Origin of the sequence: Aeromonas sp. S15(2024), from assembly GCF_041402265.1 — a bacterium.
GTDB classification, from domain to species: domain Bacteria; phylum Pseudomonadota; class Gammaproteobacteria; order Enterobacterales; family Aeromonadaceae; genus Aeromonas; species Aeromonas dhakensis.
Map to the genome: position 1 here is coordinate 592,401 of NZ_JBGLQY010000003.1, position 13,492 is coordinate 605,892.

Annotated in this window: 12 protein-coding genes, 1 tRNA gene and 1 other RNA gene; all 14 read left to right on the forward strand. The window is 62.6% G+C overall.

Going from position 1 to position 13,492, the window contains the following annotated elements; translation table 11 throughout:
* The first annotated feature begins 23 nt into the window (after window positions 1–23).
* The gene (locus ACB033_RS09950) at window positions 24–629 is read left to right on the forward strand and encodes a LemA family protein (RefSeq protein ID WP_017784544.1); all 606 of its coding nucleotides are present in this window, start codon (window positions 24–26) and stop codon (window positions 627–629) included.
* Complete coding sequence (locus ACB033_RS09955; RefSeq protein ID WP_017780022.1) at window positions 626–1,360, forward strand: YgcG family protein; 735 nt, start codon at window positions 626–628, stop codon at window positions 1,358–1,360. The genes ACB033_RS09950 and ACB033_RS09955 overlap by 4 nt, the downstream gene beginning before the upstream one ends.
* Window positions 1,361–1,380: 20 nt before the next feature.
* Window positions 1,381–1,998 (forward strand): TPM domain-containing protein, encoded by a 618-nt coding sequence (locus ACB033_RS09960; RefSeq protein ID WP_371140497.1) that lies wholly within the window; start codon window positions 1,381–1,383, stop codon window positions 1,996–1,998.
* 177 nt (window positions 1,999–2,175) lie between these two features.
* A tRNA-Ser gene (locus tag ACB033_RS09965) sits at window positions 2,176–2,263 on the forward strand.
* Window positions 2,264–2,317: 54 nt separating this feature from the next.
* Window positions 2,318–2,446, forward strand: a non-coding RNA gene (locus tag ACB033_RS09970) — RtT sRNA.
* A gap of 424 nt (window positions 2,447–2,870) precedes the next feature.
* The gene (locus ACB033_RS09975; protein ID WP_005299846.1) at window positions 2,871–3,629 is read left to right on the forward strand and encodes a flagellar motor protein; all 759 of its coding nucleotides are present in this window, start codon (window positions 2,871–2,873) and stop codon (window positions 3,627–3,629) included.
* A complete protein-coding gene (locus tag ACB033_RS09980; RefSeq protein ID WP_017765891.1) occupies window positions 3,604–4,482 on the forward strand; it encodes a flagellar motor protein MotB in 879 nt (292 codons plus the stop codon). The genes ACB033_RS09975 and ACB033_RS09980 overlap by 26 nt, the downstream gene beginning before the upstream one ends.
* Window positions 4,483–4,740: 258 nt before the next feature.
* Window positions 4,741–5,145, forward strand: a complete 405-nt coding sequence (locus tag ACB033_RS09985; protein WP_005299842.1) for an NADH-quinone oxidoreductase subunit A — start codon at window positions 4,741–4,743, stop codon at window positions 5,143–5,145.
* A 29-nt stretch (window positions 5,146–5,174) separates the two neighbouring features.
* Complete coding sequence (locus ACB033_RS09990) at window positions 5,175–5,849, forward strand: NADH-quinone oxidoreductase subunit B family protein (protein ID WP_005299840.1); 675 nt, start codon at window positions 5,175–5,177, stop codon at window positions 5,847–5,849.
* A gap of 2 nt (window positions 5,850–5,851) precedes the next feature.
* Complete coding sequence (gene nuoC / locus ACB033_RS09995) at window positions 5,852–7,657, forward strand: NADH-quinone oxidoreductase subunit C/D (protein WP_010634272.1); 1,806 nt, start codon at window positions 5,852–5,854, stop codon at window positions 7,655–7,657.
* A gap of 61 nt (window positions 7,658–7,718) precedes the next feature.
* On the forward strand, window positions 7,719–8,261 hold the full coding sequence (gene nuoE / locus ACB033_RS10000) for an NADH-quinone oxidoreductase subunit NuoE (protein ID WP_024941390.1): 543 nt from the start codon (window positions 7,719–7,721) through the stop codon (window positions 8,259–8,261).
* Window positions 8,258–9,625 (forward strand): NADH-quinone oxidoreductase subunit NuoF, encoded by a 1,368-nt coding sequence (gene nuoF / locus ACB033_RS10005; protein ID WP_139724643.1) that lies wholly within the window; start codon window positions 8,258–8,260, stop codon window positions 9,623–9,625. Before nuoE ends, nuoF begins: the two co-directional genes overlap by 4 nt.
* Window positions 9,626–9,693: 68 nt before the next feature.
* Window positions 9,694–12,423, forward strand: coding sequence for an NADH-quinone oxidoreductase subunit NuoG (gene nuoG / locus ACB033_RS10010; RefSeq protein WP_371140498.1), 2,730 nt, complete (start codon window positions 9,694–9,696; stop codon window positions 12,421–12,423).
* Window positions 12,420–13,388 carry an NADH-quinone oxidoreductase subunit NuoH gene (nuoH, locus tag ACB033_RS10015; RefSeq protein WP_005299829.1) on the forward strand — a complete coding sequence of 323 codons (969 nt, stop codon included), beginning with the start codon at window positions 12,420–12,422 and terminating at the stop codon, window positions 13,386–13,388. Before nuoG ends, nuoH begins: the two co-directional genes overlap by 4 nt.
* Window positions 13,389–13,492 lie beyond the last annotated feature (104 nt).

Consider the following 13,492-nt stretch of genomic DNA (forward strand, 5'->3'; position numbering starts at 1 on the left):
GCCGTTATCTGTAAAAAATATCAATGGAGAACAACAAGATGGGCACTTCACTCTGGCAACGGGCAACCCGCGCCCTGTTGACCCTGACGCTGCTGCTGGGCCTGACCGGTTGCGGCATGAACAACATTCCCACCCTGGATGAGCAGGTCAAGGCGAGCTGGGGCCAGGTCGAGAACCAGTATCAGCGCCGTGCCGATCTGGTCCCCAATCTGGTGGCCACCGTCAAGGGCTACGCCAGCCACGAGCAGGAGACCCTCAAGGCGGTGACCGATGCCAGAGCCCGGGTCGGCAGCCTACAGGTGAGCGATCCTGCCCAGCTCAAGGAGTTTGAAGCGGCCCAGAACCAGCTCTCCGGCGCCCTCTCCCGCTTGATGGTGGTGGTCGAGCGCTATCCCGAGCTCAAGGCTGATCAGCAGTTCCTCACCCTGCAGGCCCAGCTGGAAGGCACCGAGAACCGCATCTCGGTGGCGCGGCGCGACTACATAGAGGCAGTGCGCCAGTTCAATACCGAGATCCGCACCTTCCCGGGCGTCATCTGGTCCAAGCTGCTCTACTCGGATCTGGAGGCCAAACCCACGTTCAGCGCCAAACCCGGTGCCGATGAGGCGCCCAAGGTCAGCTTCCAATGAACCGCGTGCTTCCCTGGTTGCTCTCCTGCCTGCTGCTGTGGACGGCGGCGGTGTCCGCCGCCCCCACCTTCCCCGCCCTGAGCGGACGGGTGGTGGACGAGGCCAACCTGATGTCCCGCAAGCAGGCCCACCAGCTCACCCAGCAGCTGGCGGCGTTCGAGAAGCGCAGTGGCATCCAGCTGGTGGTGGTCTCCATCGACACGCTGGCGGGTGACACCATCGAAGAGTACGGCTATCAGCTCGGCCGGCACTGGGGGATCGGCCAGAAAGGCAAGGACAACGGCGTACTGCTCTTGATCGCCCAGGATGAGCGCAAGGTGCGCATCGAGGTAGGCTACGGACTGGAAGGGGCCCTGCCCGACGCCATCGCCGCCAACATCATCCAGACCCGGATCCTGCCCGCGTTCAAGCGCGGCGACATGGTAGCCGGGGTGGTCGCTGGCAGCCAGGCCATCATGCAGGCGCTGGCGGGCGAGTACAAACCGGTAGACAACGCCAGCAAGGACAAGCTGGGCGGCCCCTGGCTGTTCATCCTGATGGTGATTGTGATGATCGTGCTGCACAACCTGCGTGGCGGTGGCGGCGGCGGTGGTCGAGGTGGCCGGCGTCGTGCAGCTTACCTCGCCGGTGGCTTCGGTGCCGGTCGCTCCGGCGGCGGCTTTGGTGGTGGCGGTGGTTTCAGCGGAGGGGGCGGCAGTTTTGGTGGCGGCGGCGCCTCCGGTGGTTGGTAACAGGGATTAAGAGACGACACATGATTTCGAAACAGTTCTTTCACACATTGCAGGCCAGGGTCAAACAGGCGGAGCAGGCAACCGATGCCGAGCTGGTGACCGTGCTGGCCCCCGCCAGCGACGGCTATCGCTACATCCCCACCCTGTGGGCGGCCCTGCTGGCCATGCTGACACCGCTGCTGGTGTTCGAGCTCGGCTTCTGGCTCGGCTGGTACGAGATCCTGCTGGTGCAGTGGTCGGTCTGGCTGGTACTGAGCATCCTGTTCCACTGGACCCCCATCAAGATGTACCTGATCCCGAAACAGGTGCGCCAGCACAGGGCCGCCCTGATGGCACGCCTGCAGTTTGTCGAGCAAGGGCTGCACCGCACCCGGGATCGGCTCGGGGTGCTGATCTTCGTCTCGGTGGCCGAGCACTACGTGGAGATCCTGGTGGATGACGGCATCGCCCAGCACATCGACAACGGTCAGTGGCAGGAGATCATCGATGACTTCACCCGCCGGGTGCGCAACAAGGAGGTGGAACAGGGTTTCCTCGAGTGCATCGAGCAGACCAGCGCCATTCTGACCGACGCCTTCCCCGCCACCCGGGACCAGAACGAGCTGCCGGACAGCCTGATCATCCTCGACAAGCCCTGAACAGGATTAAAAAACCGGCATTCTGTTCAAGGGATAGGCATTCGATAAAGATTATGAAAAATAAGGGGAAAAGTGGTTGACCCCGGCAGCCCTTTCCCCTAAATTACGCCCCGTTCCAGCGCAACGGCGCAACGAACGACGTGCTGGCTGAGCACGTTAAACAACAGACCAAAATTTGGTGAGGTGTCCGAGTGGCTGAAGGAGCACGCCTGGAAAGTGTGTATACGGCAACGTATCGAGGGTTCGAATCCCTCCCTCACCGCCAAATTTTAAAGAACCGACCTGATGGTCGGTTTTTTGCTTTGGGGAAGAATTATCAGCTCATGTCGAAGAGGGAGGGTGAGAACCCTCGCCGGGTTCGAGCAGAGCAGCTTGCTGCGATGAACGGCCGCAGGCCGCCCCGAAGGGGTGAGCCACGCAGTGGCGAATCATCCCTCCCTCACCGCCAAATCTTAAAAAACCGACCTGATGGTCGGTTTTTTGCTTTCAGACTCTGACGAAAGCGGCCCTCTCACCCAGCGTCGAGCAGGCCGGCAGCCACTCTCTATCCTCCAGGCAGTCCTGCTGGCTATGACCCGCCCCATGGCGCACCGCCCATTTGAACGGCCAACCTGATGGCTGATTGTGGCATTCCGCCGCCAGCTCGCCTCTGCAGCCAAGCGCCTCAAACGCAAGACCACAGTACCGCCAAATTCCCTCTGCTGGCAGCAACGTCCACCTTGGTGGCTCACCCCTTTCCATCCGGAAAACACCTCTCCCAGGCGGCAGCTGACGCTGACGCGCGTTATTGCTCACCGATTGGATATCATTTTGAAAAACTGATACTTAAGTAGCTACACTAGCCATTATCAATCTTCAGGGATGCGTAATAAATGAGCTTAATCGGCCTGGTTCTGGCATTGATCGCCATTCTGGGCGGCAACATGATCGAAGGCGGCCACCCCAGCGCCCTGCTCGATCTGCCCGCCTTCCTCATCGTGATCGGTGGTACTGTCGGCGCCGCTCTGACCCAGTTCCCCTTCTCCGTCGTCGGCAGCACCCTCAAGCGTTTCAAGTGGTTACTGACCCCTCTCAAACTCGACATGCAGGAGCAGGCCGAACTGCTGGAGAACCTGGCGGGCAACGCCAGGCGCAGCGGCATGCTGGCCCTGGAAGGGATGATCGACGACATCAAGGACCCCTTCCTGCAAAAGGGGGTGCAGATGATGGTCGACGGCTACGAGAAGACCAAGATCCACGAGGTGCTGGAGAACGAGATCGAGTTCGAGCAGGAAGATCTCGAGCAGACCGTCAAATTCTATGAGGCCATGGGGGGTTATTGCCCGACCATGGGGATCGTGGGGGCGGTATTTGGCCTCATTCACGCCATGGGGCTGCTGGATGCCCCGGACAAGCTGGGGGGCGCCATTGCGGTGGCCTTCATTGCCACCATCTACGGGGTTTCGGCCGCCAACCTCATCTTCCTGCCCTTCGGCAACCGCTACAAGGCCTTTGCCCACCAGATCCGCCACTACAAGGAGATGACCCTGACCGGCATCCTCTGCATCGTGGACGGCGAATCCCAACAACGTCTGCAAGTCACCCTCGAACCCTACTTAGGAGGCCATGGTGGCAAAAAAGAAAAAGGCTGAGGCGCCGGAGAACCACGAACGCTGGCTGGTCTCCTATGCCGACTTCATGACCCTGCTGTTCGCCCTGTTCGTGGTGCTCTACTCCTTCGCGATGGCCAAGCAGTCTGAAACCCGGGTACTGATACAGGGCTTTATCGAGTCGCTGGGTAAAATAGGCCTGATCTCTCCGCCTGCGGGTTCACCGGTCATGCAAGGGGGGACCGGCATTCTCGAGCCAGAATCCAAGACCACCCCGAGCAGCCCCGAGAAAGAGACGGTGCTGGAGAAGGATGCCCCCACGGCAGCTTCGGATCCCTTCAACGAGACCATAGGCGCCTCTGAGAAGCCGAGCGCGACGGAGTCCTGGCCTCACAAGACCCAGGAGCAGGAGTGGGTGCAGGTCACCAAGAAGAAGCTGGAGCAGCAGCTCAAGGCACAGATCGAATCCAAGGATCTGGAGGTAGAGCAGCTCGGCAGCCAGCTGGTGATCCGCATCGGTGAAAAGGCACTGTTCCCGGCCGATTCCGCCTTCCTGCAGCCCCAGTTCATTCCGCTGGTCAACAAGATCTCCGGTATTCTGGCGGATATCCCGGGCAAGGTGGTGGTCACAGGTCACACCGACAACACCCAGGCGCCGGTGGAACTGTATCGCAGCAACTGGGAGCTGTCGGTGTTGCGCTCGGCCTCCATTGTGCACACCCTGCTCACCAACCCAAAGCTCGATGCCTCCCGGGTCATCGCCCAAGGGGTGGCCGATGCCCAGCCCCGCTATCCCAACGACACCCCGGAACACCGGCAGGCCAACCGTCGGGTCGAGATCACCCTCTCCCAGGGCAAGGCCGCCGAAGAGTCCCTCCCCGTCCTCAAACCCTGATCCAGCAGACCCCGCCCGGCGGGGTCTCGCCATTTTCGATTAGTTTATTTTTCGAACTGCCCCACGATTTTTCCCCCATCACAAAAGCGAGTGAAAATGATTCTCAAATAGGAACATTGACCCCGCTTGCAAAATACGATTTTCCTCCCGCTGATTAATAATTAATCCCCTGAAATGACATGTAAATCAGTATCAAGGTGGCATAATACGTAACATCCTTGTTAAGTCTCGTGATTAATTTGGTTAGGGAAAACTCCTATGTTTGCTGATATTGCTGTCCAGCATTGGGCTTTTGCTGTCTATGTAGTTGGGGCCATCTGTATCTGCCTGATCATGATCGGCCTGGCAGCCCTGCTGGGAGGCCGCGCCTACGGCCGAGCCAAGAACAAGCCCTTCGAATCAGGCGTAGACTCCGTGGGCAATGCCCGTCTGCGCTTCTCCGCCAAGTTCTATCTGGTTGCCATGTTCTTCGTCATCTTCGACGTGGAAGCGCTCTATCTCTTTGCCTGGTCCGTCTCCGTTCGGGAGAGCGGCTGGGTCGGCTTCATCGAGGCCACCATCTTCATCTCCTTGCTGCTGGTAGGACTCATCTACCTGTGGCGCATCGGCGCCCTCGACTGGGCACCGAAAAAACGCGTCCTGACCGACAAGAAGCCAGACTGAATTACTGATTATCCCTTTGAGGTTGCACCATGAAGTACACCCTGACCCGGATTGACCCGGATGCGCCGGTTGAGCGCTACCCCCAGGAACAGCGCCAGACCGTCGAGGATCCCCTGGCTCAAGAGGCCTCACGCGGCATCATGATCGGGCGCCTCGAAGAGGTGCTGCAGGACACGGTCAACTGGGGCCGCAAGAACTCCCTCTGGCCCTACAACTTCGGCATCTCCTGCTGCTACGTAGAGATGTGTACCGCCTTCACCTCCCCTCACGACGTGGCCCGCTTCGGTGCCGAAGTCATTCGGGCCTCACCGCGCCAGGCCGATTTCATGGTGATCGCCGGCACCCCCTTCATCAAGATGGCCCCGGTCATCCAGCGCCTGTACGAACAGCTGCTCGAACCCAAGTGGGTCATCTCCATGGGGGCCTGCGCCAACTCGGGTGGCATGTATGACATCTACTCGGTCGTTCAGGGCGTCGACAAGTTCCTGCCGGTCGACGTCTACATTCCGGGCTGCCCGCCCCGTCCCGAGGCATTCCTGCAGGCCTTGATGTTGCTGCAGGACTCCATCGGCAAGGAGCGCCGTCCGCTCTCCTGGGTGGTGGGCGATCAGGGCATCTATCGCCCCCAGATGCCTGCCGAGAAGGACCGCAAGCGTGGCGAGCGGATCAACGTCACCAACCTGCGCACGCCGGATGAGATCTGACCATGAAACTGACTCGAGAATTTCCCAGCAACTACGCCATGGCCCAGTGGCAACCGAGTGATCACAAAGACGCTCAGGTAGTCGGCGAGCTGTTTGCCCATTTCGGTGCCGAACGCTTCACCATCCAGAATACCCGCACCGGCGTGCCGGTGGTCTGGCTCTCCCGCGAGCTGCTGCTGGACGTGATGGGGTTCCTTAAAAAGCTGCCCTCCCCGTTCGTGATGCTGTTTGACTTGAGCGCCACCGACGAGCGGATGCGCAGCCATCGTCACGACCTGCCCGACAGCGACTTCACCGTCTTCTATCACCTCATTTCCATCGATCGCAACGCCGACCTGATGTTGAAGGTGCCGCTCAAGGAGGGGGATCTGACGCTGCCCACCGTCAGCCGTCACTTCCCCAACGCCAACTGGTATGAACGGGAAGTGTGGGATCTGATGGGCATCAACTTCGACGGTCACCCGCACCTGACCCGCATCATGATGCCCAAGAGCTGGCAGGGTCACCCGTTGCGCAAGGATTATCCGGCGCGCGCCACCGAATTTGATCCCTTCATGCTCGATGCCGCCAAGCAGGACATGGAGCAGGGCAACCTGATGTTCAAGCCGGAAGAGTGGGGCATGAGCCGCGGCAACGAGAACGAGGACTACATGTTCTTGAACCTGGGCCCCAACCACCCCTCCGCCCACGGCGCCTTCCGCCTGGTACTGCAGCTCGATGGCGAGGAGATCCGCGACTGCGTGCCCGATATCGGCTATCACCACCGCGGTGCCGAGAAGATGGGCGAGCGCCAGTCCTGGCACAGCTACATCCCCTACACCGATCGGGTCGAGTACCTGGGGGGCGTGATGAATAACCTGCCCTACGTGCTGGCGGTCGAGAAGCTGGCCGGCATCAAGGTGCCACAGCGGGTCGACATGATCCGGGTGATGCTGGCTGAGCTGTTCCGCATCCAGAGTCATCTGCTGTTCATCGGTACCTATATCCAGGACGTGGGTGCCATGACCCCGGTCTTCTTCACCTTCACCGACCGGCAGCGGATTTACACCATCATCGAAGCCATCACCGGCGCCCGCATGCATCCGGCCTGGTTCCGCATCGGCGGCGTGGCCCACGATCTGCCCGTCGGCTGGCAGCGACTGGTGCAGGACAACCTGCTGAGCTGGCTGCCCAAGCGGCTGATGGACTATGAGAAGGCCGCCATGCGCAACAGCATACTGCGTGGCCGCACCATAGGCGTCGCCGCCTACACCACCGAACAGGCGCTGGCCTGGGGCACCACGGGTGGCGGTCTGCGCGCCACCGGCCTCAACTTCGACGTGCGCAAGTGGCGCCCCTACTCCGGCTACGATCAGTTCGAATTCGAGGTACCGGTCGGTGCCAACGGCGATGCCTACGATCGCGCCCTGGTGCGTATCGAGGAGATGCGCCAGAGCATGCGCATCATAGAGCAGTGCATGAAGAACATGCCGGAGGGGCCGTTCAAGGCGGATCACCCGCTCACCACGCCGCCGCCCAAAGAGCGCACCCTGCAGGACATCGAAACCCTGATCACTCACTTCCTGCAAGTGTCGTGGGGCCCGGTCATGCCGGCCGCCGAGTCCTTCCAGATGATCGAGGCGACCAAGGGGATCAACAGTTATTACCTGACCAGCGATGGCTCCACCATGAGCTACCGGACCCGGATCCGCACCCCGAGCTTTGCTCACCTGCAACAGATCCCCTCGGTGATCCGTGGCCAGATGGTGTCGGACCTCATCGTCTATCTGGGCAGTATCGATTTCGTTATGTCGGATGTGGACCGTTGAGTAACGGCTGTTACCAAGCGCCGTTACACGACAACAAGAACAAGCCACAAAAGGTTATGCCATGAGCCAGCAATGTCAGTGCCAACACAATCCGTCCCCGCAGGGACAGAGTTCATGCCAGGGCAAGGGGAACGATTTCATCCTGAGCCAGGCAGAACGCGATGCCATCGAGCATGAGAAACACCACTACGAAGATCCCCGTGCCGCCAGTATCGAAGCGCTCAAGATAGTGCAGCAGGCCCGCGGCTGGGTTCCTGACGGTGCCATCCACGCCATCGCCGCCGAGCTCGGTATCCCCGCCAGCGACGTGGAGGGGGTCGCCACCTTCTACAGCCAGATCTTCCGCCAGCCGGTCGGTCGCCACATCATCCGCGTCTGCGACAGCATGGTCTGCTACATCAACGGCCATGAGCAACTGTTGGCCGGCCTGAAAGAGGTGATGAACCTGGCACCCGGCCAGACCTCCGCCGACGGCCGCTTCACCCTGCTGCCAGTCTGCTGCCTCGGCAACTGCGACAAGGGGCCGGCTCTGATGATCGACGACGACACCTACGGTGGGCTCGACGCCGTCAGCCTGCTCAAGACCCTGGAGGCTTACCCATGACTCTGGCATCCCTTGGTACCGCCAATCGCATCGCCCGCGCCGCCGAGACCCATCCCCTCACCTGGCGGCTGCGCGACGACGGCCAGCCGGTCTGGCTGGATGAATACCAGAGCAAGCAGGGTTACGATGCGGCCCGCAAGGCGCTGGGCCAGATGAGCCCTGATGAAATCGTCGGCACCGTCAAGGATGCCGGCCTCAAGGGTCGCGGCGGCGCCGGCTTCTCCACCGGCGTGAAGTGGGGCCTGATGCCCAAAGACGAGAGCATGAACATCCGTTACCTGCTCTGCAACGCCGACGAGATGGAGCCGAACACCTACAAGGATCGGCTGTTGATGGAGCAGCTGCCCCACCTGCTGATCGAGGGGATGATCATCTCGGCCAAGGCCCTCAAGGCCTACCGTGGCTACATCTTCTTGCGCGGCGAGTACGTCGATGCCGCCACCAACCTGCGCCGGGCGGTAGAAGAGGCCAAGGCCGCTGGGCTCCTTGGCAAGAACATCCTGGGCTCGGGCTTTGACTTCGAGCTGTTCGTCCACACCGGCGCCGGCCGTTACATCTGCGGCGAAGAGACGGCGCTCATCAACTCCCTGGAAGGGCGCCGCGCCAACCCGCGCGCCAAGCCCCCCTTCCCCGCTGTTTCCGGCGTCTGGGGCAAGCCCACCTGTGTCAACAACGTCGAGACCTTGTGCAACGTGCCCGCCATCATCGGCAACGGTGTGGCCTGGTATCAGGGGCTGGCGCTGCCGGGTTCGGAAGATCACGGCACCAAGCTGATGGGCTTCTCCGGCAAGGTCAACAACCCCGGCCTGTGGGAACTGCCGTTTGGCATCACCGCCCGCGAGCTGTTCGAGAACTACGCCGGCGGCATGAAGCCCGGCTATCGCCTGAAAGCCTGGCAACCGGGTGGGGCCGGTACCGGCTTCCTGCTGCCCGAACACCTGGATGCCCAGATGTATGCCGGCGGCATCGGCAAGGTCGGCACCCGGATGGGCACGGGCCTTGCCATGGCGGTGGATGACAGCATCAACATGGTCTCCCTGCTGCGCAACATGGAAGAGTTCTTCGCCCGCGAGTCCTGCGGCTGGTGCACCCCCTGCCGCGACGGCCTGCCCTGGAGCGTCAAGCTGCTGCGCGCGCTGGAGCGGGGCGAGGGTCAGCCAGGGGATCTCGCCACCCTGGAGCAGCTGGTCAGCTTCCTCGGCCCGGGCAAGACCTTCTGTGCCCATGCCCCTGGCGCCATCGAGCCGCTGGGCAGTGCGATGAAGTATTTCCGGTCCGAATTCGAGGCCGGCGTCAAGGCGCCGCAGGATAGTCACAAGCAGCTCAAGGGTATCCAGCCCAACCTGCTGGGCGAGCGCTGGTAAGGCGCCCAGTGTGCCCGCAGAACCGGCGCGAGCCACAGAATTTATCTCATTGAAGTCAGGGAAGTTGTATGGCCACCATTCATGTAGACGGTAAAGAGTTCGAGGTAGACGGGGCAGATAACCTGCTGCAAGCCTGTCTCTCCCTTGGGCTGGACGTCCCCTATTTTTGCTGGCACCCGGCGCTCGGTAGCGTCGGCGCCTGCCGCCAGTGTGCGGTGAAGCAGTATCAGAATGCCGACGACAAACGCGGCCGCCTGGTCATGTCCTGCATGACCCCCTCCACCGATGGCACCTATATCTCCATCGAGGATGAAGAGGCGAAGGAGTTCCGCAAGACGGTGGTGGAGTGGCAGATGACCAACCACCCCCACGACTGCCCGGTGTGCGAAGAGGGCGGCGCCTGCCACCTGCAGGACATGACGGTGATGACCGGCCACAACAGCCGTCGCTACCGTTTCACCAAACGCACCCACCAGAATCAGGATCTGGGTCCCTTCATCAACCACGAGATGAACCGCTGCATCGCCTGCTATCGCTGCGTCCGTTACTACAAGGACTACGCCGGCGGCGAGGATCTCGGGGTCTACGGCGCCCACGACAACGTCTACTTCGGCCGGGTCGAGGATGGCACTCTGGAGAGCGAATTCTCCGGCAACCTGGTGGAGGTCTGCCCCACCGGCGTGTTCACCGACAAGACCCACTCCGAGCGCTACAACCGCAAGTGGGACATGCAGTTCGCCCCCAGCATCTGCCAGGGGTGCTCGGTCGGCTGCAACATCAGCCCGGGTGAGCGTTATGGCGAGCTGCGCCGCATCGAGAACCGCTATCACGGCGCCCTGAACCACTACTTCCTGTGCGACCGCGGCCGCTTCGGCTACGGCCACGTCAATCTGACCGACCGCCCGCGCCAACCCCTGCTGCAGGATGGCAGTGACAAGCTGGCCATCACGGTGGACGGTGCCCTGAACCGGGCTGCCGACGCCCTGCGCACCGCCAGTAACGTCATCGGCATCGGCTCGCCGCGGGCGTCGCTTGAGAGCAACTTCGCCCTGCGCGAACTGGTGGGTGCCGCCAACTTCTACAGCGGCGTCGAGCAAAGCGAATGGGAGTGCCTGCAGAAGATGCTGCAGATCCTGCAGCACGGTGGCGTGCGTACCCCCAGCCTGCGCGACATGGAAGAGGCCGACGCCGTGCTGGTGCTCGGCGAAGATGTCACCCAGACCGCCGCCCGCATTGCCCTGGCCCTGCGCCAGGCGGTCAAGGGCAAGGGCCGCGAGATCGCCCGCAAGCTGAAGGTGGATCTGTGGCAGGTCGCCGCGGTGCAGACCCTGGCCCAGAACGAGCGCTACCCGCTGCTCATCACCAGTCTCGACACCACCCGACTGGACGACGTGGCGAGCGGCACCCTGCACGCCCCCCACGCGGATCAGGCGCGCCTCGGCTTCGCCATCGCCCATTTGCTCGATGGCAGCGCCCCTGCCCTGACCGATCTCGCCCCCGAGCAACAGGCCCTGGCCGCCAGCTGGGCCGCACTGCTCGGCAATGCCAGGAAGCCGCTCATCATCGCCGGCACCGGTGCCCGCAGCCAGGCGCTGCTCGAGGCGGCCAGCAACATCGCCCGCGCCCTCAAGGGCCGTGGCCAGGCCGTGGAGCTCGCTCTGGTCGCTCAGGAGAGCAACAGCCTGGGGCTGGCCATGCTGGCCGGCAATGCCGCCCCGCTGGAAGCCGCCCTCGAGCGTATCGAAAGAGAAGAGAAGCTCGCGCTGGTGATGCTCGAGAACGATCTCTACCGCCGCGCACCGCGCAGCCGCGTCGATGCCGCCATCGACCGCCTGCAGCACCTGCTGGTGGTCGATCACCAGGACACCGGCACCGCCCAGAAGGCGGACCTGGTGCTGCCTGCCGCCAGTTTCGCCGAGGCAGACGGTACCCTCATCAACATGGAAGGCCGCGCCCAGCGCTTCTTCCAGGTTTATGCCCCCGCCTTCTACGACGCCGACATCCAGGTGCGCGAGAGCTGGCGCTGGCTGGCCGCCCTGCAAGGGGTACTGGATCGCAAACCGCTGCGCTGGAACACCTTCGACGAGGTGAGCAGTGCCTGCGCCGCCAGCGCCCCGCTGCTGACCAGCATGCGCGAGGCCGCGCCCAACGCCGGTCTGCGCATCCGCGGCATGAAGCTCGCCCGCGAGCCGCACCGCTACAGTGGCCGCACCTCCATGCTGGCGGATCAGAACGTGAGCGAGCCCAGAGTCGCCCAGGACCCCGACTCACCCTTCAACTTCTCCATGGAAGGCTACGCCGGTGCCCGCCAGCCGCTGCAACAGGTGCCGTTCGCCTGGGCGCCGGGCTGGAACTCCCCGTCCGCCTGGAACAAGTTCCAGGACGAGGTGGGTGGCAACCTGCGCGCCGGGGATCCCGGTCGCCGTCTGCTGGAAGCAGGTGAGGAGAGCCTCGGCTGGTTCGACACCATTCCCGCCCCGTTCAGCGCCAGAGAGGTGCTGCAGGTGGTGAGCTATGACCAGCTGTTTGGCGGCGAAGAGCTCTCGGCCAGAAGCCCGGTCATCCAGGCCCGCATGAGCGAGCCCGTGCTGGTGCTGAACCCTGCCGACGCCAACCGTCTCTCCCTTAATGCCGGCAGCCAGGTCGCCTTCTCCTGGGGTGGCCACCACTGGCGGTTGACCCTGCGTCTGAGCGAGCATCTGAGCGCCGGTCTGGTGGGCCTGCCGCTCGGTGTCAACGGTCTGCCGACCGCCCTGCACCAGCAATATCTCGCCAACCTGCAGGAGGCCATCGCATGAGCGACTCTCTGATCGATCTGTTGCTGGAGATCGGCAAGGCATTGATCGTGCTGGTGGGTATTGTGGGGGCCGGCGCCTTCATGAGCTTCATCGAGCGCCGTCTGCTGGCGCTGTGGCAGGATCGTTACGGCCCCAACCGGGTAGGCCCCTTCGGCCTGCTGCAGCTGGCGGCCGACATGATCAAGATGTTCTTCAAGGAGGACTGGATCCCGCCGTTCGCCGATCGGCGGATCTTCGTGCTGGCCCCCATCATCGCCTTTACCGCCTTCATTCTGGCGTTTGCGGTGGTGCCGATCACCCCCACCTGGGGCGTGGCGGATCTCAACGTGGGGCTGCTCTACATCCTGGCTATCGCGGGGCTGGCGGTCTATGCCGTGCTGTTCGCCGGCTGGTCGAGCAACAACAAGTACTCCCTGCTCGGCAGCCTGCGCGCCTCGGCCCAGACCCTCTCCTATGAGGTGTTCCTCGGCCTCTCCTTGATGGGCATCGTCATCCAGACCGGCAGCTTCAACCTGCGAGATATCGTGGAAGCGCAAGCAGGATTGTGGAACATCATCCCCCAGTTCCTGGGCTTCATCACCTTCCTGTTTGCTGGCGTCGCCGTCACCCACCGCCATCCGTTTGACCAGCCGGAAGCCGAGCAGGAGCTCGCCGACGGTTATCACATCGAGTATGCGGGCATGAAGTGGGGTCTGTTCTTCGTGGGTGAGTACATCGGCATCGTGCTGATCTCTTCGCTCATCGTGACCCTGTTCTTCGGTGGCTGGCACGGCCCCTGGCTGCCGCCCTTCATCTGGTTTGCCCTGAAGACCGCCTGCTTCATGGTGTTCTTCATCCTGCTGCGGGCCTCTCTGCCCCGCCCGCGCTTTGACCAGGTGATGTCGTTTGGCTGGAAAGTCTGCCTGCCGCTGACCCTGCTCAACATGCTGGTCACCGGCGCCGTGGTGCTGATGAATGCGCAGTGAGGCCGCAATGGACAGAAAATTTGTGATGCCGTTTGGCTGGAACGTCTGCTTGCCCGCCGCCCTGCATCCCGCTCGGGATGCAGCCGCTACGGGCTGTGGTGCTG

Coding starts and splice junctions, on each gene's coding strand:
- ACB033_RS09950 (WP_017784544.1), top strand. CDS start 24: ATGGAGAACAACAAGATGGGCACTTCACTCTGGCAACGGGCAACCCGC.
- ACB033_RS09955 (WP_017780022.1), top strand. CDS start 626: ATGAACCGCGTGCTTCCCTGGTTGCTCTCCTGCCTGCTGCTGTGGACG.
- ACB033_RS09960 (WP_371140497.1), top strand. CDS start 1,381: ATGATTTCGAAACAGTTCTTTCACACATTGCAGGCCAGGGTCAAACAG.
- ACB033_RS09975 (WP_005299846.1), top strand. CDS start 2,871: ATGAGCTTAATCGGCCTGGTTCTGGCATTGATCGCCATTCTGGGCGGC.
- ACB033_RS09980 (WP_017765891.1), top strand. CDS start 3,604: ATGGTGGCAAAAAAGAAAAAGGCTGAGGCGCCGGAGAACCACGAACGC.
- ACB033_RS09985 (WP_005299842.1), top strand. CDS start 4,741: ATGTTTGCTGATATTGCTGTCCAGCATTGGGCTTTTGCTGTCTATGTA.
- ACB033_RS09990 (WP_005299840.1), top strand. CDS start 5,175: ATGAAGTACACCCTGACCCGGATTGACCCGGATGCGCCGGTTGAGCGC.
- nuoC (WP_010634272.1), top strand. CDS start 5,852: ATGAAACTGACTCGAGAATTTCCCAGCAACTACGCCATGGCCCAGTGG.
- nuoE (WP_024941390.1), top strand. CDS start 7,719: ATGAGCCAGCAATGTCAGTGCCAACACAATCCGTCCCCGCAGGGACAG.
- nuoF (WP_139724643.1), top strand. CDS start 8,258: ATGACTCTGGCATCCCTTGGTACCGCCAATCGCATCGCCCGCGCCGCC.
- nuoG (WP_371140498.1), top strand. CDS start 9,694: ATGGCCACCATTCATGTAGACGGTAAAGAGTTCGAGGTAGACGGGGCA.
- nuoH (WP_005299829.1), top strand. CDS start 12,420: ATGAGCGACTCTCTGATCGATCTGTTGCTGGAGATCGGCAAGGCATTG.